Here is a 25196-nt window from a genome sequence, read left to right as displayed (position 1 = left end):
GGCCCGGACGCGCCGCCCCACCGGCCGTGCGTCCGGGCCGGCGCCCCATCCGTATCCGTGAATCCGTTTTCCGCCGGGAGTCTTCCGTGACCACCACGACCCGTACGGCCGGCAGCCGCCTCTTCGTACTCAACCGTTCCATACCCACCCCCGATGAACTGCGGGAACTGCTCGACCTGGAGGAGCGGCTGATCGTCGGCCGCGCCCGTGAGATCGAGGCGGCCGCGCCCGGGATGGCCGACCGGGCGGCCCTGACCCGTCAGATGAAGGCCCTGCTCGAGGCGGAGAAGGCCGACGCGCCCGAATTCGAGCGGGTCCTGGCCGAGGACCTCGACCGCGAGCAGTTCAAGGAGGTCGTCGCGCAGTTCGCCGTGGACGGCCTGACCGAATCGGAGTCCTTCCTGCCCATCGTGTGGCGGCTCCCGAAGAAGGCCAAGATGGCGGTCTTCCGGGTGCTCGTCGACGAATTCGGCTGCGGGAACCTCGACCAGGCGCACTTCAACATCTACCGCGACCTGATGACGGAACTGGACATGTCCCTGGAGGTCGGCGACTACCTCGACCGCACCAACGAGGAGACGTTTGCCTACGTCAACACCTTCTTCTGGGCCGCCGCCCGCGCTCCGCGCCCGGAATACTTCCTCGGCGCGCTGTGCTACCTGGAATCCAGCATCCTCTACGCGTTCCAGTGCTTCGCCGACGCCGCCACCAGGCTCGGCCTGACCGGCGCCCGCTACTACACCGAGCACCTGCACATCGACAACTTCCACGCCAAGGAACTCCAGTTCGCCATCAGGGAGTTCGACTCCGAGGCCGACCTCCACCCGGCCAAGGTGTGGACGGGATTCAAGCTCGCCAGTGACGTCATCGGCGGTGCCACCGAGGCAGCCGTCGCCTCAGCGCTGAAGGTGGGCTGAATGCCGGACACGACAGGACCGGTAACGGTCGAGAAGATCGGCGAGGACCGCATCCGAATCCGCGTCGGCGAGCGGGAATTCGAAGCCGATTCCCTCTGCCCGCACCGCAAGGGATTTCTTGCCCACGGCTATGTCAACGCCGCCCGGCTGCGGATCACCTGCCCGCTGCACCACTCCAGCTTCTCCCTGGAGACCGGTGAGGCCGTCACCGGCCCCACCCGCACCCCGCTGTGCGTACGGGAGACCACGGAGCGGTCGCCCGAGCCGGTGAACTGAGAAAACCCGGCCGGAGCCCGACCGGTCGTGCGGAAGCGCGCGTGCCGCTTCCGTGCGACCGGTCTCCGGCTCTGTCAGTGCGTCAGATGCGCGCGCTCGTAGGTGAGTTCCTCGATGTCCACGCCCGCCTTCTCCAGCAGCTGTTCGGCGAGGCCGTACAGCGCGCGGGCCGCCGCGACCTCTTCGCCGACCCGCTGCTGGCCCGGGTCGTCCGGGTGACGGTTGGTGACACCGTGCGCCGTGAATTCCGAGCCGTCGCGCATGCGCAGCCGCGCGGCCGCCTGGGTCAGCGGCCCGGCCTCACGGAACTCGAGATCGATGGTGCACTCGACGATCGTCTCCATGGCAATCACACCTCCAGCGATTCACGGTCCGGCGCCGGGGCCGGACCGCGCCGTACTGCTCCGCCGCAGCAGATCGACGACCTCCTCGTCCGTCGTCTGGGAAAAGTCCTGGTACCACTCGCCGACCGCGAAGAAGACGCTCGGCACGCTGAGACAGACCAGCTCGTCCGCCTCCGCGCGCAGCTCCTCGGCCGCGTCCGGCGGGGCCACCGGCACCGCCAGCACCACCCGGGCGGCGTCCTGCGCCCGCGCCACCCGGCACGCGGCCGCCGCGGTCGCGCCCGTCGCGACGCCGTCGTCCACCACGACCGCCGTACGACCCGCGAGCGGGATCCGCTCCCGCCCGCCGCGGAACCGCTCCGCCTGCCGGGCGAGTTCCGCCTCCTCGCGGCGCTGCACGTCCGCGAGGTCGTCCTCGTCCACCCGGCTCATCCGCACGATGTTGTCGTGGACGACGCGTACGCCGTCCTCGCCGATGGCACCGAACCCCAGCTCCGAGTGGCTGGGCACGCCGAGCTTGCGGACGAGGATCACATCCAGCGGGGCCGCCAGGGCCCGGGCCACCTCGAAGGCGACCGGAACGCCTCCGCGGGGCAGGCCGAGCACGACCGCGTCCGCGGTGCGCAGGTGCCCCAGCCGCTCGGCGAGCCGACGGCCGGCGTCCACGCGATCGCGGAACCTCAAGCTGGCCATATATCCAATATGGACAGCTTCGCTCGGATAGTCCATGGCGGGCCCCGGCCCCGCACACCTGTCAGACGAAGGCCCCCCGGACCCTCGCCGCCACCTCCGCCGCCGCTTCCCGCGACGCATAGCGCGTCCGCGGCCAGAAGAACCCCCGCAGCCCGTCCTTGCGATTGCGCGGCACGACATGCACATGGAAATGCGGCACGGACTGGCTGACCCGGTTGTTGGCCGCCACGAACGACCCGGCGGCGCCCATGCCCCGCTCCACCGCCCCCACGACGCGCTGCACCCGGGTGAAGAACGGCCCGACCTCCGCCACGGGCAGATCGGTGAGCGTCTCGGCGTGCCGCCTCGGCACGACCAGCACATGCCCGGGGAAGAGCGGCCGGGCGTCCAGGAAAGCCACCGCGGCCGTGTCCTCGAAGACCAGGTGAGCCTCCGACTCGCCCGCCACGATCGCACAGAAAGCGCAGTCCACGTCATCGCACCCTTGCTGGTGGCGGATCCGGTGCCCCCGGGCAAGGATCATTCCATGCCCCTGTTCGTCGGCACCTCGGGATGGCAGTACAAGGACTGGCGCGGCGGCCTCTACCCCGCCGACCGGCCGCAACGCCTGTGGCTGGAGGAGTACGCCCGCCACTTCGCCACCGTCGAGAACAACAACGCCTTCTACCGCCTGCCCGAGACCGCCACCTTCGCCGACTGGCGCGACCGCACGCCCGACGGCTTCGTGATGGCGGTCAAGGCCAGCCGCTACCTGACCCACATCAAGCGGCTCCACGACCCAGAGGAGCCGGTGGACCGGCTGCTGCGGCGCGCCGCCGGCCTCGGGGACCGGCTCGGCCCCGTACTGCTCCAGCTGCCGCCCACCCTCCGCGCCGACCCCGCGCTGCTCGACACCGCCCTCGCCTGCTTCCCCACAGGCGTCCGGGTGGCCGTCGAACCCCGCCACCCGTCGTGGTGGACGGACGAGGTGCGGGCCGTGCTGGAGGAGCGCGGCGCGGCGCTGTGCTGGGCGGACCACGACTCCCGGCCCGTGACGCCGCTGTGGCGGACGGCCGACTGGGGCTATGCGCGCTTCCACTGCGGCCGGGCCCGGCCCTGGCCCCGCTACGGGCACCAGGCGCTCACGAGCTGGGCCCGGCGGATCGCCGAACAGTGGCCAGACCGGGCCGATGTGTACGCCTACTTCAACAACGACCCCGGCGGCGCGGCCGTCCACGACGCCGCCGCCTTCGCCCGCGCCGTCATCACGCTCGGCCGCACCGTGACCCGCACGCCGGACGTGCGCGACTGAGCCCCACAGGAAGCCGTACCACCGGGAACGGGAACGCGGGCCGCGCCGTCTGAGCGGATGTGGCCCGAACGCGCACGGCCCGGAACGCGCCGTCCGTACGGGGAGGGGGCGTACGGCATGGACGCGGAGCACCGACCTCCACTGCTCGCCGGGCGGTACCGGCTGCTGGACCAGCTGGGCAGCGGCGGCATGGGAGTGGTCTGGCGCGCCTTCGACGAACTGCTCGACCGGGAGGTCGCCGCGAAGGAGGTCCGGGCCCCCGAACACCTGCGGGAACAGGACGTACGGATCCTCTACGCGCGCCTCGAACAGGAGGCCCGCGCCGCCGCCCGCGTCAGCCACCCGAACGTGATCACCGTGCACGACGTCGTGGAGCACGACGGCCGCCCCTGGATCGTCATGGAGCTGGTGCGCGGCCGCTCCCTCGCCGACGTCCTCCAGCACGAAGGCGTGCTCCTGCCCAAGGAGGCCGCCAAGGTCGGCTCGATGGTCCTCCAGGCGCTGCGCAGCGCGCACTCCTCCGGGGTGCTGCACCGCGACGTCAAACCGGCGAACGTGCTGCTGGAGCCCGGCGGCAGGGTGGTGCTCACCGACTTCGGCATCGCCCTCGTCGAGGGCTCCGGCACCCTCACCCGCACCGGTGACCTGGTCGGTTCCCCCGACTTCCTCGCCCCCGAGCGCGCGCTGGGGCAGCGCCCCGGGGCCCCGTCCGACCTCTGGTCGCTCGGGGCGACCCTGTACGCGGCGATCGAGGGCGTCTCGCCCTTCCGGCGCGGCTCGCCGCTGAGCACGCTCCAGGCCGTGGTCCAGGACGACCCGCCACCGCCCCGGCGCGCAGGGCCGCTCACCCCGCTGCTCGAAGGTCTGCTCCGCAAGGACCCGCGGACCCGGATGGGCTCGGCGGAGGCACAGCGGATGCTCGACGCCGTCGCCGCCGGGCACATGACCACACAGCCCGGCTGGAGCGGCGGGGGATACGTGCCCACCGAGCGCGCGGCACCCGCCCCGCAGCCGCCGCCCCCGGCCACGCCGCCCGCCCAGGGCAACGCGTCGCTGTCCACCGCGGGCTCCGGCCCGGTCGTGCCGCTGTACAGCAGCCCGGCGTACTCCCCGGCCCCGCCGTCGCACGCACCTGACGCTCCGTCACCTGCGGGGTATGCGCCCGCCGGTGGTCATCCGGTGGGCGCGGGGTATCCGGCGGGCGGCGCGTACCCGGTGGTCGCCCCGGCACCGGACGGACGGCGGCGGCTGATCGCGCTGCTCCTCGGCTCGGTGCTGGCCCTGCTGCTCATCGGCGGCGGCACCGCCGCCGTGCTCGCCGCGCGGGGCACGGGGGACTCCGGCCGGACCCCCTCGGGGGTGTCGAGCGCGACCTCCGGGCCCGCGGGCGGCGGGGGATACGACAGCCCCGCCCCCTCCGCCGGCTCGTCGGCCTACCCCTCGCCCGGTGCCACCACGGCCCCGGCGGGCGGGAGCTCGGCCGGACCTTGCAACGGGGGGTGGCTGCAGACGTGCGGAACGGGGTGAGGCCTCACTCCGCGCAGGACCACATACGCAGGACCACTTCATACCGGCTATCGGGGGTGCATTCATGCGGCTGGTGTCCGATTCATTCGCGAGTCTTCCGTTCATGGAACCGGGGCGCACGTCCTCCGCGCGCCGCGCCGCACTGCGGCGCAGGAGGCTGCGCGTCGTCTCACTGCTCACCGTGCCCGCGCTGCTCGGCGGCGCCGCGGTGGCGGGGTGCACGTCGGCGCAGAAGAAGAAGGTCGCCGAACTCACCCTGGAAGCCGTGGGGGTGACCGGTGACCACCCGTTCCTGCGGAACCCCGGCACCGACCTCAAGGGCGTCAACTCCCCGACCGGGGGCGGCGGCGAGAAGCCGGTGGACGCCCGCGGCGCCTTCGGCGGCACCCCCGGCGCCGCGCACTGCGACAAGGCGCTGCTGATCAAACAGATCACCCAGGACCCGGTCGAGGCCGCGGCCTGGGCCGAGGCACGCGGCATCGACCGGAACCGCATCGCCGCGCACATCGACAGCCTCACCGAAGTGGTCCTGCTCGACGACACCCTCGTCAAGAACCACGACTACCAGGGCGACGGGAGGACCAGGGAGTACCTGTCGGTGCTCCAGAAGGGCGTGGCGGTCCTCAACGACCCCTACACGGGGCCCGCGGTCAAGTGCAACTGCGGAAACCCGCTCGGCGAACCGGACCGCGACGTGGACCTCAAGGCGTCGACCTACACGGGGGTGCGCTGGGAGACCTTCAGCGACACGGAGATCACCGTCATCACGCCCCGGGCCGAGGACAAGGGCCCGGTCAGGAACGTCCAGCTGGTCGACCCCTTCGAGAGCGACAAGGCCTTCGACCGGGGAGTGGGCACGGACGGCGACCAGGACTCCGCGACCTTCCACTGGAACCCGCCGCCCCGCCGCACGCAGCAGCCCTCGCAGGGACGCCCGTCCAGCGCGGGATCCGGTTCGCCCGGGGAATCCTCCGGCGCGCGCACGCCCACGGGGTCCGGCACGCCGGGCGCCTCCGCCGGGACGCCCACACCCGGCGGGGAGCGGTCGCCCTCGCAGGCGACGGAGCCGCCGTCGGGCGGCACCGGGCCGACGACGGCACCGCCGACGGGCGCGTCCCGGTCCCCCGCGACGCCGGTGCCGCCCACCGCTTCCCGTACGGGCACCTCGCGGCCGCCGGACACGGGACGGGAGGTGGTCCCGACGAAGGCCGCACCGACGAAAGCCCCGCCGGCGAAGAGCGACCGGCCGCCGACGGAGGCCGAGCAGCCGTCGGCGCACGCCAAGCCCCCGTCGGCGGCAGTCAAGGAGCCGTCCACGGACGCCAAGCCTCCGCCGGCACACGCCAAGTCCCCGCCTGCGAAGGAGAATCCGCCGTCCGCGCCCGTGCCCACCCATCCGGCCCAGCCGTCCTCCGCAGCGAAGCCGGAGGCGCCCACGTACCACCCGACAGCGCGGGCACCCGCCCCCGCCGACCCTCCGGCGGCTCCCCGGCAGACAGCGGAACCGCACGGCCCCACCCCGTACGGGTCGCATCAGGGGAACCGGTGAATCCGGTGAAAAACCGCCGTCAGGGTACGTTGGGTGCCGGAAACGACGGGACCGTTCAGAGGGGTGGGGCATGGCGATGCTCAAGGGCACCAACATCCGGATTCCGGCATCGGCCGTGCGGATCGAGCTGGGCTGGCGCGCGGGCCCCGGCATACCGGACGTCGATGCCTCCGCGCTGCTGCTGACCACCGGCAAGGTCCGTTCGGACGCGGACTTCGTCTTCTACAACCAGGCCGTCCACCCCTCCGGCGCCGTCCGCCACGAGGGCAAGCGCCCGGCGGGCGACAGCGTCACCGACACCCTCACCGTCGACCTCGCCTCCGTCGAGCCCGCGATCGAGACCGTCGTGCTCGCCGCGTCCGCCGACGGAGGCACCTTCGGCCAGGTGCCCGGGCTGCACATCCGCGTGCTCGACCAGGCGAACGGCGCGGAACTGGCCCGGTTCGACAGCTCGGACGCCACGGTCGAGACCGCCTTCGTCCTCGGCGAGCTCTACCGCCGCCAGGGCGAGTGGAAGTTCCGGGCCGTCGGCCAGGGCTACGACAGCGGCCTCGCCGGACTCGCCACCGACTTCGGCATCTCCGTCGACGAGCCCCGGCCGGCGCCCCCGGCCCCGCCCGTGGCGTACGGCCGGCCCGTCCCGCCCGCGCAGGCACCCGTACCGCCGCCGGTGCAGCCCGTCGCCCCGCCGCCGCCCGCCGCCCCGCCGGCCCCGGCCCCCGCGCCCGTGCGCCTGACCAAGGTCACGCTCACCAAGGACACCCCGACCGTCTCCCTCACCAAGCAGGGCGGCACCTCGGGAGCGCTGCGCGTCAACCTCAACTGGCAGATGCGCAAGCAGGCCAAGGGAGGCTGGCAGCAGAAGCTCGGCCAGGCCATGGCGATGGCCACGCAGAGCGGGCTGGACCTCGACCTCGGCGCCCTCTTCGAGCTCAGCGACGGCCGCAAGGGCGTGGTCCAGGCCCTCGGCAACTCCTTCGGCTCGCTCCACCAGCCGCCGTACATCCACCTCGACGGCGACGACCGGACCGGCGCGTCCGAGGCCGGCGAGAACCTGACCGTCAACCTCGACCACATCGCCGACTTCCGGCGCATCCTCATCTTCGTGACGATCTACGAGGGCGCCCGCAGCTTCGCCGGCCTGCACGCCACCGTCACGCTCCAGCCGCAGCACGGCGCGCCCGTCGACTTCTCGCTCGACGAGTGCACCGTGCCCTCCAACGTCTGCGCCCTGGCCCTCATCACCAACAACGGCGGCGACCTCGTCGTCCAGCGCGAGGCCCGCTACCTCGTGCCGGACCGCGGCGTCAGCCCGCAGCGCACGCTCGACCGCGCCTACGGCTGGGGCATGAACTGGACACCCGGCCGCAAGTGACCCCGCGGCCCGCTCAGGGCGCGGCCTCGGGGCGGGCGTACGTCCGCCCCTTCCAGGCCGCGCCCCGGCCCCGGTGGTGCTGCACCGCCGAATCCACCGTCATCAGCAGATACAGCAGGCCCGTGAACGGCAGGAGCGGCGCCAGCGCGGGGGACTGCCGGTAGTAGCGCAGCATCGGTACGTAGGTACCGGTCATCACCGCCCACGCGGCCGCGCCCGCCGCGAGCGTCACGGCGTCGCCGGTCAGCGCGCCCGCGAGCACGGCGGCCGGCGGCGCGAGATACAGCACCGCCATCCCCACGACCGTCCCAGCCAGCAGCAGCGGATTGTGCCGCAGCTGCGCGTAGGCGCTGCGCGAGACCATCCGCCACAGCGGAGCGAGCCCCGGATACGGCCGGACGCTGTCCACCCGCTCCGCGAGCCCCAGCCAGATCCGGCCGCCGGCGCGCTTGACCGCCCGCGCCAGCGACACGTCGTCGATCACCGCCTGCCGGATGGCGTCCGGGACCCCGGCCCGCTCCGCCGCCTCCCGGCGCAGCAGCACACAGCCGCCCGCGGCCGCCGCGGTCCGCGCACCCGGCCGGTTGACCCACCGGAACGGATACAGCTGCGAGAAGAAGTACACGAAGGCCGGGACGACGAGCCGCTCCCAGGAGCTCGCCACCCGCAGCCGCGCCATCTGCGACACCAGGTCGAGCCCGCCCGACCGCGCCGCCGCCACCAACTCCCGCAGACTGTCCGGCGCGTGCGCGATGTCCGCGTCCGTCAGCAGCAGGAACTCGGCGTCCGTACGGGCACGGGCGAGCGCCATGCCGTGCCGCACCGCCCACAGCTTGCCGGTCCAGCCCGGCGGCGGCTCCCCGGGCGAGTCCACGGTCAGCGGCAGGCCGCCGCGCCCGTCCGCCAGGGAGCGGGCCAGCGCGCCCGTGCCGTCAGTGCTGCCGTCGTCGACGAGGAAGATCTCCGCCCGCCCCGGATAATCCTGTGCGAGCAGCGACGGCAGGCTCGACGGCAGCACCTCCGCCTCGTCCCGGGCGGGGACGACGATCGCCACGGACGGCCACTCCCCGGGCGGCGTACGTGACGGGAGCCGCACGTCCGTGCGCCAGAAGAGCCCTTGCCCCAGCAGCAGCCAGACCCACGCGGCCAGGGAACCGACAGTGATCCACATCAGCGTGCTCATCCGTCGCAGTCTGCCGCACGGCGTGCCCGGCCGGAGGGCTTTCCCCGCCCCGGGCCGCCGGGCCGTGCGATCGGGCCCGTCCGGCGCCGGGGAACGGGGGTTTGAAGGGGGCCGAGGGGGTCCGGAGGGCCCATCCATTAAAGTGACCGGGTGAAGATCGCGCTCATTGACTCCGGCAACGGCCTCCTGGCGGCGGCCGCCGCTGTGCACCGCCTGCGGCCCGACGCCGATCTCGTCCTCTCCTCCGACCCCGAGACCATGCCCTGGGGCCCCCGGACCCCCGAGGACGTCATCGCGCAGGCCCTGAACTGCGCCCGCGCCGCCGCCGCGCACCGCCCCGACGCGCTGATCGTCGCCTGCAACACCGCTTCCGTGCACGCCCTGGCCGCCATCCGCGCCGAGCTGGAGCCCGGTCTCCCGGTGATCGGCACCGTGCCCGCCATCAAGCCCGCCGCGGTCGGCGGCGGCCCGTTCGCCATCTGGGCGACCCCGGCCACCACCGGCAGCCCGTACCAGCGCGGCCTGATCCGTGACTTCGCCTCCGGCGTCCGGGTCACCGAGGTGCCCTGCCCCGGACTCGCCGACGCCGTCCAGCACGCCGACGCGGCCGGCATCGACGCCGCCGTGGCCGCCGCCGCTGCCCTCACCCCCCGCGATGTAAGGGCCGTCGTCCTGGGCTGCACCCATTACGAGCTCGTCGCGGAGCGTATCCGTGGGGCCGTTCAGCCGCTCCTGCGTCCCTCGGACGAGCCCCTCGCGCTCCACGGGTCCGCCGAGGCCGTCGCCGCCCAGGCGCTGCGCCGGATCGGATCCGCGCCGGCCCCCGACGCCGAGCCGTCGGGCACCCTCACCGTGCTGCTCAGCGGCCGTGAGGCGGCCCTGGAGCCGTCCTCCCTCACCTATGCGGAGGGCCGCTCGCTGAGCGCGGTCGGCGCCGTACGCCCCTGACCGCGCTCCGGCCGCCCGATCCGGTTCCGTCCGCGCATCACCCCTGCCATGGTGGCGGAAGGTGAGTAGGCTGCGTCATATGAGGGACCACTCCAAGGGCCCGCAGGGCCACGAGGGCGACGAGAAGCCGGACGCGGTCGGAACCCCTTCCCCAGCCGACGGCGGCACCGAACTCGGCGTCTGGACCGGCCGTGCGACCAACCGGATCCAGTGGCTGCTGGCCGCTGCGGGCGCAGCCTGCCTGGCGCTGGGCGTCGAGCTGGCCGTCGACAGCGCGTGGACCTCGGGGCTGGCCCCTCTCGTCATGTCGGTCGTCGGCTGCGTCGCCGCGGGCCTGCTGATGCTCTACGGCACCCTCGCGTTCGTCCATGTGGCGGTACGGGTGGACACCGAAGCGCTGGAAGTGCGCTGCGGCCACATCGGGGTGCCCCGCACCCGCATTCCGCTCGCCCACGTGGTCGGCGCCGACTTCGACCCCCGGGTCACCCCCCGCCAGTGGGGTGGCTGGGGCTACCGCTGGCGCCCGGAGAAGGGCACGGCGGTCGTCGTGCGCCGGGGCGAGGGCTTCGTGCTGCGGCTGGGCGACGGGCGCTCCTTCACCGTCACGGTGGACGACGCGGAGGCCGCGGTGCGGGTGATCCGTGACGGGCTCCGCCGGGCCGCCGGGCGCCGGGCCACCGCCTGACCGGTGGACCGACGGGTAACGGCACCCCGGACACCCCCTAGGCTCGACCCATGCCGACTCCCGACTTCATCACAGACATCCGCGCCGTCGCGGGCCACCAGCTCCTCTGGATCCCCGGGGTGAGCGCCATCGTCCTCGACGACGCCGGACGGGTCCTCCTCGGCCGCCGAGCGGACACCGGGGAGTGGTCGATCATCGGCGGCATCCCCGACCCCGGTGAGCAGCCCGCCGCGGCGGTGGTGCGCGAGGTGTACGAGGAGACCGCCGTCCACTGCGTGCCGGAACGCGTCCTCCTCGTCCAGGCCCTGGCCCCCGTCACCTACCCCAACGGCGATCACTGCCAGTTCATGGACGTCTGCTTCCTCGCCCGCGCGGTCGGCGGCGAGGCGCGCGTGAACGACGAAGAGTCGCTGGAGGTCGGCTGGTTCGAGCCGGACGCCCTGCCGCCGATGGAGGAGTTCGCGGTGTCCCGGATCAAGCAGGCCACGTCGGGCGGACCGACCTGGTTCGAGGGGATCGGGGAGGGCCGGGACGGGGGCTGGTGAGCGGCGCCGGGCGCGGCGGTCGGGAACCGGGCCCGTATCGCGCTCGGGTCAGGCGCGGTCACTTTCGTCGGCTTCGAGCTCCGCGAGCTTCTCCAGGACCAGTTCCGCGTGGCGCTCGGGCTCGGGCACCGGGTGCAGCACGGCCCGTACAGTGCCCGCGCGGTCGAGGATCACGGCGGCGCGGGCGAACAGCGTGCGCTCGCCCGCCCGCACCTCGGGTATGCCCAGCGTCCGGCCGAGCGTCAGCTCGCCGTCGCCGACGAGCGGATAGCCCAGGTCGCGGGCCTGTGCGAACTCGGCCAGGTGGCCCGGGGCGTGCGCGCTGACGCCCAGCACCCGGACGTCGGCCCGCGCGAACCGGGCGGCGTCGTCGCGCACCGAGCACAGGCCGGTCGTGCAGCCCGCCAGCTCGGGGAGAACCTCGCCGATGCCCGGCTCGGTGATGAAGAACAGCGTTGTCCACCGGTGGCCGGGGGAGGGAACGGCCGTCCGGCCTTCGGTCGTCTCGACGGTGATGTGCATGGATGATTCCTCGCTGTCGGGTGGGCAGCGGGAGGATACCGCGCGTGGCGAGGTCCTCCGCGGTCAGCAGGTCGGCCGGCTCCCCGTACTGCTCCTGCTCAGAGGAAACGGGCGGGATCGAACACGGAGGGGATGCCGTCCCCCCGGCCGCCGCGGATCCGTTCCGCCAGTTGTTCCGGCATGACCTGCGAGTACGGCATGCCGGAACCGTTGAACGCGGCCAGCACCCACAGCCCGTCCACGCCCGGCCAGGCGCCGACCAACGGGCAGCGGTCCGGGGTGAACGCCATGACTCCGCTCCAGGCCCGGACCACCGGCACACCGGTGGCCCGCGGCAGCAGCGCGGGGAGCGCGTCGGCCAGCCGGTCGGCCAAGTCGGGCGAGAAGGCGGGGGTGTTGCCGTCCTCCGGCGGGTCGATGCCCTCGTCACGGCCCGGGACCGTGTTGCGCAGACCGCCGATGAGCAGCGAGCCGTCCCGGGCCTGACCGCCGTACAGGAGCCCCCGGTCGAGCCCCCACTGCGGAATGCGGAAGGGCACGGGCGCGGTCTGGACCACCTGGCCACGCACGGGGGTGATGACCGGAGCGAGCTCCGGCAGCAGCCGGGGCGTCCAGGCGTTGAGCGCGACGACCACCTGGTCCGCGGCCACCCGGCCCGCGTCGGTGGTGACGAGCCATCCGCCGCCGGAGGCCGGTTCCACGGACGTCACGGTGATGCCGCACGCGAACTCCGCGCCGCCCCGCGCCGCCGCGGCCGCCATTCCCCGTACGTACGCGACCGGGTGGACCGAGTCCTGGTCCGGTCGGTACAGCCCGCCCAGGAGGGTGTCGGGGAGGTCGGTGCCGAACACCCCGCGGGCGGCCGGGAGGTCCAGCCAGTCGGCGGCCATGCCGTCCGCCCGCAGGGCCTCGGCGGTCCGCTCGAGTTCGAGGGCCTCGTCCCGGCAGGCGGTGAGGTCGAGCTCGGCCGTCGGGAAGCGGGTCGCCTCCAGCCTCTCGCGCGCGGCCACTTCGCGCACCAGGTCCCGGTTGACGAGGGTGGCCCGGTAGATGGCCAGCGCCTCCGCATGGCCGAACTCCTCGATCGCGAGGGCGTGCTGGGCGTTGCCGCCCTGGATCAGCCGTCCGGCGTTGCGGCCGGAGGAGCCCATGGCCGGGCCGGGGTTGCGCTCCAGCACCAGGGGCCGCAGCCCGGCCCTGGCCAGCCAGTAGGCGAGGGCCGAGCCCATCACGCCGGCACCGAGCACACAGACGCCGGTGCGCCGCGGCAGCGCCGCGCCGTTCCCGGCCCAGCCCGGGCCGGTCTCCAGCCAGTAGGAATCAGGGGATCGCATGGAAGTCCTCGTCGAAGTGCCGTCGGCCATCAGGCCCAGCACTCCGGGCTGCAGTCGTCGGCGGTCGGGATCATCTCGGCGCGCGCGATGCCGTGGCCGACGGCCTTCAGCGCGGCGGCTGCCGGCGGTGTTCCGGTCGAGGACGTCCGCCTCGAATCCGGGACGTACGCATGAGAGACCTCCCCGTCGATGGTGCGGTTCCGCGGCGTCGTTCCCGCTCCCGCCCAGCTTGACGGGGCCCTCTGGCGTTCCGCTCACGCGCGGCTCACGTCCCGCTGACGCCCCCCGGCGAAGGCCCTTACTCGCGGGCCGTGAGCCGGGCGAGCGCCGCGTCGTACCGCGCCTTGAACCCCTCGTCCGACGACACCCGCAGCAGCGCTCCGAGGGCCCGCACGGCGCCGTCGTCGAAGCCGGTCGCCTCCGCCTCCCGTGCCGCCCGGTCGAGCCGCCGGATGCCCTCGTCCACGTCGCCGAGCCCAAGCAGGGCCTCCCCGACCGCCGAGGACAGCAGCACCCGGGACGCGGCCTGCGCCTCCGAGCGGTCGTCGAGGGCGAGGGCCGCCGTCGCCGTGTCGAGGGCCGACCGCCATTCCCGGGCCTCCAGCCGGTGCCGCGCGAGGTGGTAGAGGGCCAGCCGCTCGGTGTGCCGGTCACCGGCCTCGCGGGCCAGTGCCGCCGCCCGCACACAGCCCTCCGCCGCTTCCTCCGGGTCGCCCAGCGACGCCTGTGCCAGCGACAGGTTGACCAGCGCGGTCGCCTCGCCGCTCAGGTCACCGGCGCGGGCGGCGAGCGCGGGGGCGGACTCCAGGCAGGGCAGCGCCTCGTCGGTGCGGCCCTCTTCCGTCAGCACCCAGCCGAGCAGGGCCAGCACCCGCGACTCGGCGTACGGGTCGGCGTCGGCCCGTGCCGCCGCCAAGGCCCTCTCCAGCAAGGGGGTCCAGCCGTCGAGCACCCGCCACACCATCGGCGGCCACAGCGCCAGGACGATCCGCCAGGTCCTGTCGTGCAGTCCCGCGGAGTGCGCCGCGGCCGCCGCCGAAGCGAGGTCGTCGCGCTCGGTCGCGTACCAGGCCATGGCCTCGGCCCGGTCCTCGAACGCCCTTGCCACGACGGGGACATGGAAACCGGATGGCTGCGCGAAGCACGCCTCGTCGCCCGGCTCGGCCGCGCGGACCGCGGCGAGGGCGGTGGCGATGTAGTGGTCGAGTACGCGCGTGAGGGCGTCGGGCCCGGCGTCCAGGCCACGCGCGTAGAGCCGGACGAGATCGTGCAGCGCCCACCGTCCCGGAGCGGTCTCCGTGACGAGGTGCGCGGCGGCCAGCCGTTCCAGCGCGGCCTCGGCCACGTCCGGGTGCGTGCCCGCCAGGGCCGCCGCCGCGTACCGGTCGACGTGTGCGCCGGGATGGCGGCCGAGATGGGCGAAGTGGTGGACGACGGACTCCGGGAGCTGCCGCACGGTGAGCCGCAGCGCCGCCCGTACACCGGTGTCCTCCACGTCCAGAAGGCCCAGCCGACGGGTCTCGTCGGAGAGTTCGGCGCTCAGCGAGTCCAGCGGCAGGTGCGGCCGGTCCGAGAGTCTGGCGGCCGCCACCCGCAGTGCGAGCGGCAGCCCGCCGCACAGCTCGGCCACCCGCCGCGCGGCCGCCGGCTCCGCGAGCACCCGGTCCTTGCCGAGCACTCCGGCGAGCAGCGCCGTGCCGTCCTCCGGCCCGAGCACCTCCAGGGGGACGGGGCGGGCCGCGTCGGAGGCGATCAGCCCGGGCAGCCGGTGCCGGCTGGTGACGACGGTGACGCAGTGGGCTCCGCCCGGCAGGAGCGGCCGGACCTGCTCGGAGTCGCGCGCGTTGTCCAGGACTACCAGCAGGCGGCGGTCGGCGGCGAGCGACCGGAAGAGCGCGGCCGAGCCGTTCGCCGTCTCCGGTATCCGGCGCGGCGCGACACCCAGCGCCAGCAGGAACTCGCGCAGTATCTCGCCCAGTGCGGGCTCTCCGGTGTCGCTGAAGCCGCGCAGGTCGGCGTAGAGGCGGCCGCCGGGGAACATGGCGTGGTTGCGGTGCGCCCACCGCACCGCGAGCGCCGTCTTGCCGACTCCGGCGGGACCCGTGACCAGACAGACGGGTGCCTCGCCCGCGGCGGCCCGGGACAGGGCGGTCAGTTCGGCCACCCGCCCGTGGAAACCACGCGGTGCGCGGGGCAGCAGATCGGCCACGCCGGAGTGCGGGACCGGCGGCGGCACGGGTGCGGGCCGGACGGCTGCCGGGGCGGCCGCGGGCGGGGCCGGTGCCGCCTCCTTCATGGCCTCGCACTCCCCGCGCAGGGCCAGCGCGTAGGCGTCCGCCAGTTCCCGGCCCGGGTCGACCCCCAGCTCGTCCGCGAGCAGCCGCCGGGTGCGGTGGAACCAGTCGAGGGCCTCCGAGCGGCGGCCCGCCCGCTGGAGCACCTGCATGAGGGCGACGGACAGGGACTCGCGCAGCGGATGGGCGATCGCCGCCGGGCGCAGGACCGCGGCCGCTCTGGCGTGCTCGCCCAACCGCGAGTAGCAGGAGGCAAGTTGCTCCGTCGAGGCCAGCCGGAGCTCTTCCAGCGCGTGCGCGGCGGCCTGGAGCGGCGGGCTCGGGTAGGTGTTGGCCAGCGCGGGCCCCCGCCACAGGGACAGGGCCTCCTGGTACATCTCCACCGCGTCGGCCGGGTCGCGTCGGCCGCGGGCCTGTGTCACCAGCTCCTCGAAGCGATGGGCGTCCAGCAGGGTCTCCGGCATCCGCAGGACGTACGCCGTGCCCTGGGTGACCAGCTCGACGCCGTGCATCTCCGCGCCGGCCGAGGTCAGCAGGGTCCGCAGCCGTGACACATGGCCCTGGATGACACCGCGGGCGCGCGGCGGCGGTTCGTGGTCCCACAGGGCGGCCGTCAGCTGGGCGACCGTAACGGGACAGTTGGGACGCAGCAGCAGGGCGGCGAGCAGGCTGCACCGCTTGGCGGGCCCGGGCGGGAGATCACCGGTCCCGGTGGCGACCGATACCGCTCCGAGAAGCCGGAATTCCATCGGCGCACAACCTCCTGCGGGAAAGACCCCAGAATACCGGGGCGCGAAGCGCCCGCAGACCTCCGCTCGGGACGAACGCCCTGGTCAGGCGGTACGGGGCTGCGCGCGGACGTGCATGCGCTCGCCCTGTGGCCCGAACAGGCTGAGAACCTCCACCGGCGCCTCCCCGGTGCTGCCGAACCAGTGCGGCAGCCGGGTGTCGAACTCGGCGGCCTCACCCACCTTGAGCACGATGTCGTGTTCGGCGAGCACCAGCCGCAGCGCGCCGCTGAGCACGTAGAGCCACTCGTAGCCGTCGTGCGTCCGCAGCTCGGGAGTGCTGCGGGTGGTGCCGATGACCATCTTGAACGCCTGCAGGCCACCGGGCTGCCGGGTCAGCGGCACCACCGTCGCACCCCCGCGCTCGACCGGTTTCATCCGCACCCGCGGATCACCCACCGGGGGCGCTCCGACCAGTTCGTCCAGCGGCACCTGGTGGGCGTGCGCGATCGGCAGCAGGAGCTCCAGGCTCGGCTTGCGCTGCCCGGACTCCAGCCGTGACAGCGTGCTCACCGAGATCCCGGTGGTCCGCGACAGCGCCGCGAGGGTGCATTTGCGCTGCTGACGGATCCTTCTGAGCCTCGGTCCGACGGCGGCGAGTACGTCTTCCATCCCCTTATTGCAGAAACGGCAACAAGGTTTGTCAATCCGCCCGGGGCGGGCGCATGGTCGGCGTCAGTGAGGTGTCCGACGACGAATGACGTCGAAGAGCTGAAGGAGCGGGTGGGATGAACGACTTCGACTGGGCCGCGATGGCCGACATGCTGGAGCGCGAGGGCGAGGCGCATGGCCCTTATGTGCGGCAGGCCCTCGACGAACTGGGGGACCTGGCCCCGCGGCGGGTCCTGGACATCGGCAGCGGGCCGGGCGTCGCGGCCTGCCGGATGGCGGCGCTGTTCCCGCGGGCGGAGGTCACGGCGGTGGACGGCTCGCCCGAACTGCTGGCCCGTGCCGAGGAGCGGGCCGGGCGGCTCGGCGTCCGGCTGCGGACCGAGGTGGCGGAGTTCCCCGGGGGACTGGCCGGGCTCGGGACCGCGGACCTGGTGTGGTCGGGGCAGGTCGTGCACCACGTCGGCGACCAGCAGGACGCGCTGGACCGGCTCGCCGGGCTGCTCGCCCCCGGCGGGGTCCTGGCCGTCGTCGAAGGCGGGCTGCCCGCCCGCTCGCTGCCGAGGGACCTGGGCTTCGGGCGGCCGGGCCTGCAGACCCGGCTGGACGCGGCGATGGCCGACCGGTTCGACCGGATGCGGACCGAGCTGCCCGGCTCGGTGGCGGTGATCGAGGACTGGCCCGCCATGCTGCGCGCCGCGGGACTCACCGAGGTGCGGGCCAGGACCTTCCTCGTGGACCACCCCGCGCCGGTGTCCGACGAGGTGCGGCAGTCGGTGCGCGGCACGCTGGAGCGGTGTCGCACGGGGCTCGCGGAAGTCCTCGACGCCGAGGACGCGGCGACGCTCGACCGGCTGCTGGACCCGGCCGACCCGGCGGGTGTCGACCGGCGCCCCGACCTGTTCCTGCTCACCGCGAAGACCGTGCACTTCGGCCGGCGCCCCGGGAACTGACCGGCCCCGCCGCCGGGCACGCTTCTCAGAGCTCGCGCAGCGCCGGGAGGAGTTCTTCCTCGGCCCAGGCCAGGAAGGGGGCCTGCTGGTCCCCGCCGATCTGGATCAGGGCCACCTCCGAGAACCCCGCGTCCGTGTAGGCCCGTACCGCGTCGACGAAGTCGTCGACCTTGGCGCCGCAGGGGATCCACTCCACGACGTCGTCCTTGGTGACGGTGCGGGTCGCGGACGCGAAGGCGCCGTCGTGGGGCAGCTCGGAGTTGACCGGCCAGCCAAGACCGGACCAGCGGAACTGGTCGTGCGCCCGGTCGATCGCCGCGTCGCGGTCCTGGTCGTAGGACACGGGCAGCTGCCCCACCCGCGGCTTGCCGGCCCCGCCGTGCCGGTCGAAGAGCTCCAGGAGCTCCTTCCTCGGCTCGGTGGCTATCACCAGGTCGGCCAGGTGCCCGGCGAGCCGGCAGGAGACCTCGCCCGAGACGGCGATGCCGATGGGCGGGGGCCGGTCGGGAACGTCCCACAGCTTGGCGTGCTCGACCTGGAAGTGCGTGCCGCGGTGGGTGACGACCCGGCCCTCGAAGAGGCGCCGGATGATCCCGACCGCCTCCGCGAGCTTCTCCAGGCGCAGGTCGGCGGAGGGCCAGCCGCCGCCGACGACGTGCTCGTTGAGGTTCTCGCCCGAGCCGAGGCCGAGGCGGAAGCGTCCCCCGGACAGCAGCTGGAGCGTGGCGGCCTGCTGCGCGACCACGGCCGGGTGGTAGCGGGTGGTCGGGCAGGTCACGTACGTCATCAGCGGGATCCGGGACGTGGCCCGCGCGGCGGCGCCGAGGACGGTCCACGCGTGCGGCGCGTGGCCCTGGGAGGCCAGCCACGGGAAGTAGTGGTCGGAGGTCACGGAGAAGTCGAACCCGGCCTCCTCGGCGCCCACCACATGATCGACGAGGTCCCGGGGGCCCGCCTGCTCGGTCATCATCGTGTATCCGATTTGCACCATGCGACCCGGGTTCCCCCGTCGCCGTCGGCTATGCGGCGTCGATCCGTGGAAACGCGGATTCCTCCAGCACGATCCCGATCCCGGCGGCGACCGGAATGGCGATCAGCGCCCCGACGATCCCCAGCAGGGCACCGCCGAGCACGACCGCGACGACGGTCACGAGCGGGTGCACGTCCACGGCGTACCGCATCGCCTTGGGCATGATCAGATAGTCCTCCGCCAGCCGGAACGCGATGTAGAAGCCCGCCGTGCCCAGCGCGACGGGGAAGGACACCGCCAGGGCGACCAGGCTCACCACCACCCCGCCGACGGTCGACCCCACGACGGGGACCATGTCGAGCAGCGCGACGAGCACGCCGAGCGCCGCCGCGTACGGGACGTCCAGCACCGCGCACCAGGCGAACGTGGCCAGGCCCGCGACGGCCGACGTGGCGGCGTTGCCCAGCATGTAGCGCCCGACCCGCACGAGCGTCGCCTCGGTCAGCGTCACCACCCCGGCCCGGCGGCTGAGCGGGACGAAGCGGTAGACGAACCGCTTCAGCTGCTCCATCCCCACCATGAAGTACACCGTCAGGATCACGACCAGGGCGGTCCCGGTGACCGCGCTGACGACCAGGTGGCCCGCGCCCAGCAGCCCGCCGACCACGGCCGGGCCCAGACCGGAACCGAGCTGCCGGCGGGCCTTGGAGACCAGGTGGTAGCGGTCCTCCAGACGGCCCAGCGCCGAGTGGTGGTCGTGCAGCTGCCCCAGCCACTTCGGCACCGCGTCGACCAGGGCGGCGACCTCGGTGGAGACGGGCGGGATCACCAGTGCCAGGAAGCCCGCCAGGAGGGCGAGCGACGCGATGATCACGACGGTCACCGCCCAGCCCCGCCCGAGCCGCCGGTGCGCGAGCCAGGCCACCACCGGCTCCAGGCTGATCGCCACGAAGAGGGCCAGCAGCAGGAGGGTGAGCACACCGCTGATCCGCAGGACGGTCTGCACGGCCAGATAGGCCAGCGTCAGCCCCAGCCCGGCGCTGAACCCGGCCGCGAACCAGGACGCCGTCGGCCGCACCAGCACCCGCCGGCCACGCTCCGCACGAGGGCCGCCCGGCGCGCCACCGGACGGCTCACCCCCCTTCCGCGGGCCGTTCTCCGACTGCATCGCACCCTCTCCGACAAGCCCGCGGGCAGCTGACGGCCCGGCACCGCGCCCACCGGGGAGCACCGGTCCTCGACCCTGGACCTCTCCGTACCCCGCGGCGCCACCGGAGCACCGGACGCCGCCCGAAGACCACCTGCTGAGCCGAGCGTGCCCCGTGAGGGCGGCAGTCGGCTGACACCGGACGCCGGACCGCGCATTCCGCGCCCCGGCGGGTACACGTCCCCCGTGATCACCATGGGAGTGGAGGAGGAATACCTCCTGCTGGACCCCGCCACGGCCACACTGGTGCCGCTGGCGGACGAGGTGCGCGCGGTGGCGGGCCTCCAGCCGGCCGTGGACGCGCGCGAGGTGCAATCGGAACTGCTCCAGGCCCAGCTGGAGGTCGCCACCCCCGTCTGCACCGAGCTGGCCGACGTGGGCGCGCACCTGCTGCGGCTGCGCCGCGCGGTCGGCGTCGCCGCCGACAAGGCCGGCTGTCTGCCCGCCGCGACCGGCACCGCGCCCCTCGCCTGCGCCGCGCCGCCCGCGGTCACCGAGCAGCCCCGGTACGCCGCCGTCGCCGCGCAGGTGGCCCGCCTTGCGGACGAACAGCTGGTCAACGGCATGCACGTGCACGTCGCCGTCCCCGACCGGCGGGTGGGCGTGGCCGTGCTCAACCGCATCCGCCTCTGGCTGCCCGTGCTCGTCGCCATGGGCGGCAACTCCCCGCTGTGGTGGGGGCGGGACACCGGCTTCGCGAGCTGGCGCACCGTCGTCTTCGGCCGCTGGCCCGTCAGCGGCCCCCCGCCCGGCTTCGACGGCCCGGCCGACTACGAGCGACGCGTCGACGCGCTGCTCAGGGCCGGAGCGATCATGGACTCCGGGCAGGTCTACTGGCAGGCCCGGCTGTCCGAGCGCTACCCCACGATCGAAGTGCGCTGCCTGGACGTCCAGCTCACCGCCGACGACGCGATGATGTTCGCGGGCATCGTCCGGGGCCTGGTGGCCACGGCCGTGCACGAGGACCGGCAGGGCCTGCCCGTGACGCCGTGCCCGCCGGAGATGCTCCACGCCGCCAACTGGCACGCCGCGCGCCACGGACTGCGCGGCGATCTCCTCGACAGCCGGGGGAGGCGGCACCGGGCCGACGACGCGGTGCGGGCGCTCGTCGACCACATCACGCCCGCGCTCGACGAGGCGGGGGACACGGCCGAGGTGACGCGGCTGCTCCGCCGCTTCCTGCGGCACGGGGCACCGGCCGACCGGCAGCGCCGCGCGCTCGCCTCCGGCGGTCTGGAAGCGCTGACCGATCTGGTCACGGCCATGTAGCGGGCGCCCTGCTCTGTTCTGGCTAATCGCCGGTTGAGCGCCCGGCACCCGGGTTACCCATCACTCCATGCTGTTCCGGAGACGGGGAGAGAGGGCCGCGCAGCGGGCCCGGGCGGCCGCCGCGGGCGGATTCGTCGCGATGGACCGGCGGCTCCCCGTCGCGGAAGCGGGCCGGGCGCTGCTGCGCAAGGCGTTCCCGGACCACTGGTCGTACCTGCTCGGCGAGCTCGCCCTGTACAGCTTCGTGGTGCTGGTGCTCACGGGGTCCTACCTCGCGCTGTTCTTCGACCCGGGCATGGCGCAGAGCGTCTACCACGGCCCGTACGCGCCGCTGCGCGGACTGCCGATGTCGCAGGCGTACCTCTCCACGCTCGACCTGAGCTTCCAGGTCCGCGGGGGGCTGCTCATGCGGCAGATCCACCACTGGGCGGCGCTGGTGTTCGTCGCCGCGGCCGCGGTCCACATGCTGCGGGTCTTCCTCACCGGCGCCTTCCGCAGGCCGCGGGAGGCCAACTGGCTGGTGGGGATGACCCTGTTCGTCCTCGCGATGCTCGAGGGCTTCTGCGGCTACTCCCTGCCCGACGACCTGCTGTCCGGCACGGGGATGCGCACGGCCAACACGATCGTGCTCTCGATCCCCGTCGTGGGCACGTACCTGAGCTCGTTCCTGTGGCGCGGCCCGTACCCCGGCCATGTGATCCTCCCGCGGCTGTACATCGTGCACGTGCTGTTCGTCCCCGGAGTGCTGATCGCGCTGCTCACCGCTCACCTGCTGCTGGTCGTCTACCTCAAGCACACCCACTGGGCGGAGCGGGGCCGGACCAATCGCAACGCCGTCGGGCAGCCGATGTTCCCGCAGTTCCTCACCAAGTCCACCGGCCTGTTCCTGATGCTCTTCGGCCTGCTGGCCGCGCTCGGGGCGCTCGCCCAGGTCAACCCCGTCTGGAACTACGGGCCCTACCGCCCCGACCAGGTGGCGACGGACGCCCAGCCCGACTGGTACGTCGGCTTCCTGGAGGGCGCGCTGCGCGTCATGCCGCCGTGGGAGACCGTGCTGTGGGGCCACACCTGGATGTGGAACGTGCTGATCCCCGCGGTCGTCCTGCCGGGCGTGCTGTTCACGGCCCTGTATCTCTACCCCTTCCTGGAGAAGTGGGTGACGGCCGACGGCGTCGAGCACCACCTGAGCGACCGGCCCCGCAACCGGCCCACCCGCACCGCGCTCGGGGTCGCCGGCATCGTGTTCTACGCCGTGCTGCTCGCGGCCGGCGGCAACGACGTGGTCGCGTACTCCTTCCGGGTCTCGATCGACACCCTGACGTGGATCTTCCGGGCCGGGGTCGTGCTCGGGCCGGTCGTGGCCTTCCTGGTCACCAAGCGGATGTGCCTCGCCCTCCAGGACCACGACCGGCTGACGCTGGCCGAGGGCGAGGAGAGCGGCGAGGTGGAACAGAGCGTCCACGGCGGGCTCGGCGAGGGCCACCGCCCGCTGTCCGCCCGGCGCGGCTACCGGCTGATGGTGCGTGAGGTCCCGCTGCCGCTGCCCGCGGGCGAGGGCCCGGTGCCCCGCGTGCAGCGGCTCCGTACGGCCCTGAGCAGCTGGTACTACCGTGACCGCGTGGAGCTGCCCGTGACGCCCGAGCAGCGGCGGGAGATCGAGGAGCGGACGGCCGCGCCGGTCGAGCCGGGGGAGTGACGCGACGGCCGCCGGTCAGTCGCGGTGGACGTACTGGAAGGCCAGGCCGAAGACGCCCGCGGCCAGCAGGCCGAAGCCGATGATGAAGAGCCACAGGCCGTAGACGACGCCCAGCGCGGTGAGGGCGGCGCCCAGGCCGGTCAGCGGAGGGTAGCCGCTGCGCGGCGGGAAGAAGTCGAGCGGACCGGCGCGTTCGGCGATCTCGCCGCTCTTGCGGTCCTCCGGCCGGGGGCCCCGGCGCCGGTGGTTCATGGCGCAGAAGAAGGAGACCAGCGACGCCATGACGAAGGAGACGGTCAGGGCGGCGGTGCCCGCGGGTTCGCGGCCGGACAGCCAGGTGTAGAAGGCGCCGGTGGCGAGGAAGAAGCCGGCCACCCCGGCGAAGAGCCATGCCTCGGTCTTCATGTGTTCGTGTCTCCGTGCGGAAGGGCCCGGTCCGCGGGCGGCGGGGCTGCCGCTTCCGCGGCTTCGGGGTGGTGCAGGTCGAAGGCCGGGGAGTCGGACCGTACGCGCGGCAGGGACGCGAAGTTGTGCCGGGGCGGCGGACAGCCGGTGGCCCACTCCAGCGAGCGCCCGAAGCCCCAGGGATCGTCCACCGTCACCTTGGGCGCGTGCCGTGCGGTGTGCCACACGTTGTACAGGAACGGGAGGGTGGAGATCCCCAGCAGGAACGCGCCGATGGACGAGACGGTGTTCAAGGTGGTGAAGCCGTCCGCGGCTAGGTAGTCGGCGTAGCGCCGGGGCATCCCCGACTCGCCCAGCCAGTGCTGCACCAGGAACGTGATCTGGAATCCGGTGAACAGCGTGAAGAAGTGGATCCTCCCCAGCCGTTCGTCGAGCATGCGGCCGGTCCATTTGGGCCACCAGAAATAGAAACCGCCGAACATCGCGAAGACCACGGTGCCGAAGAGCACGTAGTGCAGGTGCGCCACGATGAAATAGCTGTCGGTGACGTGGAGGTCGAGCGGTGGCGAGGCGATGAGGACGCCGCTGAGCCCGCCCAGGAGAAAGGTCACCAGGAAGCCGACCGCCCACAGCATGGGCGTCTCGAAGGAGAGGCTGCCGCGCCACATGGTGCCGATCCAGTTGAAGAACTTCACGCCCGTCGGCACGGCGATCAGGAACGACATGAGGGAGAAGAACGGCAGCAGCACGGCCCCGGTCGCGAACATGTGGTGTGCCCACACCGAGGCCGACAGCATGGTGATGGCGATCGTCGCCCCCACCATGCCCGTGTAGCCGAAGAGCGGTTTGCGGCTGAAGACCGGGATGATCTCGGTGATCACCCCGAAGAACGGCAGGGCGACGATGTAGACCTCCGGGTGCCCGAAGAACCAGAACAGGTGCTGCCACAGGATCGCCCCGCCGTTCGCCGCGTCGAAGACGCGCGCCCCGAACTTCCGGTCCGCCTCCAGCACCAGCAGCGCCGCGGTGAGCACCGGGAAGGCGAGCAGCGCCAGGATCGAGGTGAAGAGGATGTTCCAGGTGAAGACCGGCATGCGGAACATCGTCAGACCGGGCGCCCGCAGACACAGGATCGTGGCGATGAAGTTCACCGAACCCAGCGTGGTGCCGACCCCGGCGACCACCAGCCCCATGGCCCACAGGTCACCGCCCGCCCCCGGCGAGTAGACCGCGCTGTTCAGCGGCGCGTAGGCGAACCAGCCGAACGGCGCGGCCCCGCCCGGCACGACGAGACCGGAGACCACGATCAGCCCGCCGAAGAGGAACAGCCAGTACGACAGGGCGTTCAGCCGCGGGAAGGCCACGTCGGGCGCCCCGATCTGCAGGGGCATCACGGCGTTGGCGAACCCGGCGAACATCGGCGTCGCGAACAGCAGCATCATCAGCGTGCCGTGCATCGTCACCAGCTGGTTGTACTGCCCCGTGGAGACGATCTGGAGGCCGGGCCGCGCCAGTTCGGCCCGCATCAGCATCGCCATCAGACCGGCGGCGAGGAAGAACGCGAACGCCGTCACCAGATACATGTTCCCGATCACCTTGTGATCGGTGGTGGTGGCGTACGTCAGGAGTCGGCCGCCCAGCCGCACCCGGGGATTGCCTGCCGCCCGCCGTGTCCCCTGTGCCGTCCCCTCTGCCGTCCCCTCTTCCGTCTCCTCGGAACCCTCGTGCTCAAGCTGCGGCATTCGCCCCTCCGTGGGCCCGGCCCGGCGCGGGCTGCGACGGGACCGGCGTCCCTGTGCGGGCGCCTCGTGTGTAG

23 protein-coding genes and 1 pseudogene are annotated in these 25196 nt (G+C 73.5%); 12 read left to right on the top strand and 12 right to left on the bottom strand.

Annotated features, from left to right (window positions below; genetic code table 11):
* Positions 1-86: 86 nt before the first annotated feature.
* Entirely contained in the window at positions 87-917 is an 831-nt protein-coding gene (locus tag DXZ73_RS07575) for an iron-containing redox enzyme family protein (protein ID WP_116210244.1), read from the top strand.
* Entirely contained in the window at positions 918-1193 is a 276-nt protein-coding gene (locus tag DXZ73_RS07570; RefSeq protein ID WP_116210243.1) for a Rieske (2Fe-2S) protein, read from the top strand.
* Positions 1194-1267: 74 nt separating this feature from the next.
* Here the strand turns inward: DXZ73_RS07570 and DXZ73_RS07565 are convergent, their stop codons facing one another.
* The 3 genes and pseudogenes from DXZ73_RS07565 to DXZ73_RS07555 form a co-directional block, all read right to left on the bottom strand.
* Positions 1268-1537, bottom strand: coding sequence for a DUF1876 domain-containing protein (locus DXZ73_RS07565; RefSeq protein ID WP_116210242.1), 270 nt, complete (start codon positions 1535-1537; stop codon positions 1268-1270).
* Between the two features lie 30 nt (positions 1538-1567).
* Positions 1568-2221: pseudogene (locus tag DXZ73_RS07560) on the bottom strand (phosphoribosyltransferase); the annotation flags it as partial.
* Between the two features lie 70 nt (positions 2222-2291).
* On the bottom strand, positions 2292-2702 hold the full coding sequence (locus tag DXZ73_RS07555) for an HIT family protein (RefSeq protein WP_240351258.1): 411 nt from the start codon (positions 2700-2702) through the stop codon (positions 2292-2294).
* A gap of 54 nt (positions 2703-2756) precedes the next feature.
* On the opposite strand from DXZ73_RS07555, the gene DXZ73_RS07550 reads away from it, so the two are divergent.
* From DXZ73_RS07550 to DXZ73_RS07535, 4 genes are all read left to right on the top strand, one after another.
* Positions 2757-3521, top strand: a complete 765-nt coding sequence (locus DXZ73_RS07550) for a DUF72 domain-containing protein (RefSeq protein ID WP_116210240.1) — start codon at positions 2757-2759, stop codon at positions 3519-3521.
* A 117-nt stretch (positions 3522-3638) separates the two neighbouring features.
* Positions 3639-5048, top strand: coding sequence for a serine/threonine-protein kinase (locus DXZ73_RS07545; RefSeq protein WP_116210239.1), 1410 nt, complete (start codon positions 3639-3641; stop codon positions 5046-5048).
* Positions 5049-5151: 103 nt separating this feature from the next.
* Positions 5152-6597 (top strand): DUF6777 domain-containing protein, encoded by a 1446-nt coding sequence (locus DXZ73_RS07540; protein ID WP_162890099.1) that lies wholly within the window; start codon positions 5152-5154, stop codon positions 6595-6597.
* A 70-nt stretch (positions 6598-6667) separates the two neighbouring features.
* A complete protein-coding gene (locus tag DXZ73_RS07535) occupies positions 6668-7972 on the top strand; it encodes a TerD family protein (RefSeq protein WP_116210237.1) in 1305 nt (434 codons plus the stop codon).
* 13 nt (positions 7973-7985) lie between these two features.
* On the opposite strand, the gene DXZ73_RS07530 is transcribed toward DXZ73_RS07535, so the two are convergent.
* Positions 7986-9155, bottom strand: coding sequence for a glycosyltransferase (locus DXZ73_RS07530; RefSeq protein ID WP_116210236.1), 1170 nt, complete (start codon positions 9153-9155; stop codon positions 7986-7988).
* Between the two features lie 150 nt (positions 9156-9305).
* Between DXZ73_RS07530 and DXZ73_RS07525 the strand changes: the two genes are divergently transcribed.
* The 3 genes from DXZ73_RS07525 to DXZ73_RS07515 all read left to right on the top strand — a co-directional run bounded on the left by DXZ73_RS07525 (position 9306) and on the right by DXZ73_RS07515 (position 11333).
* A complete protein-coding gene (locus DXZ73_RS07525; RefSeq protein ID WP_116210235.1) occupies positions 9306-10103 on the top strand; it encodes a glutamate racemase in 798 nt (265 codons plus the stop codon).
* 79 nt (positions 10104-10182) lie between these two features.
* Positions 10183-10788, top strand: coding sequence for a hypothetical protein (locus DXZ73_RS07520; protein WP_205519127.1), 606 nt, complete (start codon positions 10183-10185; stop codon positions 10786-10788).
* A gap of 50 nt (positions 10789-10838) precedes the next feature.
* Entirely contained in the window at positions 10839-11333 is a 495-nt protein-coding gene (locus DXZ73_RS07515) for an NUDIX hydrolase (protein WP_116210233.1), read from the top strand.
* Positions 11334-11381: 48 nt separating this feature from the next.
* Here DXZ73_RS07515 and DXZ73_RS07510 read toward each other — a convergent pair whose 3' ends face one another.
* From DXZ73_RS07510 to DXZ73_RS07495, 4 genes are all read right to left on the bottom strand, one after another.
* Positions 11382-11855: a redoxin domain-containing protein gene (locus DXZ73_RS07510; RefSeq protein WP_116210232.1), complete on the bottom strand. Its 474-nt coding sequence runs from the start codon at positions 11853-11855 to the stop codon at positions 11382-11384.
* Positions 11856-11953: 98 nt separating this feature from the next.
* Positions 11954-13189, bottom strand: coding sequence for an NAD(P)/FAD-dependent oxidoreductase (locus DXZ73_RS07505; protein WP_162890098.1), 1236 nt, complete (start codon positions 13187-13189; stop codon positions 11954-11956).
* Between the two features lie 298 nt (positions 13190-13487).
* Positions 13488-16232: an AfsR/SARP family transcriptional regulator gene (locus DXZ73_RS07500; RefSeq protein WP_116210230.1), complete on the bottom strand. Its 2745-nt coding sequence runs from the start codon at positions 16230-16232 to the stop codon at positions 13488-13490.
* An 84-nt stretch (positions 16233-16316) separates the two neighbouring features.
* Positions 16317-16883, bottom strand: a complete 567-nt coding sequence (locus tag DXZ73_RS07495; protein WP_116210229.1) for a helix-turn-helix domain-containing protein — start codon at positions 16881-16883, stop codon at positions 16317-16319.
* A gap of 116 nt (positions 16884-16999) precedes the next feature.
* On the opposite strand from DXZ73_RS07495, the gene DXZ73_RS07490 reads away from it, so the two are divergent.
* Complete coding sequence (locus DXZ73_RS07490; RefSeq protein WP_116210228.1) at positions 17000-17833, top strand: class I SAM-dependent methyltransferase; 834 nt, start codon at positions 17000-17002, stop codon at positions 17831-17833.
* A gap of 25 nt (positions 17834-17858) precedes the next feature.
* Here the strand turns inward: DXZ73_RS07490 and DXZ73_RS07485 are convergent, their stop codons facing one another.
* Together DXZ73_RS07485 and DXZ73_RS07480 are read right to left on the bottom strand one after the other, a co-directional pair.
* A complete protein-coding gene (locus tag DXZ73_RS07485) occupies positions 17859-18824 on the bottom strand; it encodes a TIGR03557 family F420-dependent LLM class oxidoreductase (protein WP_116210227.1) in 966 nt (321 codons plus the stop codon).
* Between the two features lie 28 nt (positions 18825-18852).
* Positions 18853-19971 carry an AI-2E family transporter gene (locus DXZ73_RS07480; RefSeq protein ID WP_116210226.1) on the bottom strand — a complete coding sequence of 373 codons (1119 nt, stop codon included), beginning with the start codon at positions 19969-19971 and terminating at the stop codon, positions 18853-18855.
* Positions 19972-20196: 225 nt separating this feature from the next.
* Here DXZ73_RS07480 and DXZ73_RS07475 point away from each other — a divergent pair, with 225 nt between their 5' ends.
* A complete protein-coding gene (locus DXZ73_RS07475) occupies positions 20197-21279 on the top strand; it encodes a carboxylate-amine ligase (protein WP_116215472.1) in 1083 nt (360 codons plus the stop codon).
* A gap of 67 nt (positions 21280-21346) precedes the next feature.
* Positions 21347-22975, top strand: coding sequence for a cytochrome b (locus tag DXZ73_RS07470; RefSeq protein WP_116210225.1), 1629 nt, complete (start codon positions 21347-21349; stop codon positions 22973-22975).
* Between the two features lie 15 nt (positions 22976-22990).
* Here the strand turns inward: DXZ73_RS07470 and DXZ73_RS07465 are convergent, their stop codons facing one another.
* The gene (locus DXZ73_RS07465; RefSeq protein ID WP_116210224.1) at positions 22991-23380 is read right to left on the bottom strand and encodes a cytochrome c oxidase subunit 4; all 390 of its coding nucleotides are present in this window, start codon (positions 23378-23380) and stop codon (positions 22991-22993) included.
* A complete protein-coding gene (gene ctaD, locus DXZ73_RS07460; RefSeq protein ID WP_116210223.1) occupies positions 23377-25122 on the bottom strand; it encodes a cytochrome c oxidase subunit I in 1746 nt (581 codons plus the stop codon). Before ctaD ends, DXZ73_RS07465 begins: the two co-directional genes overlap by 4 nt.
* Positions 25123-25196: the final 74 nt, after the last annotated feature.

It is taken from the genome of Streptoverticillium olivoreticuli subsp. olivoreticuli (assembly GCF_003391135.1).
Lineage (GTDB): Bacteria > Actinomycetota > Actinomycetes > Streptomycetales > Streptomycetaceae > Streptomyces > Streptomyces blastmyceticus.
Note: the sequence above shows the minus strand (reverse complement) of the source record. Positions and strands in the feature narration are given on the sequence as shown.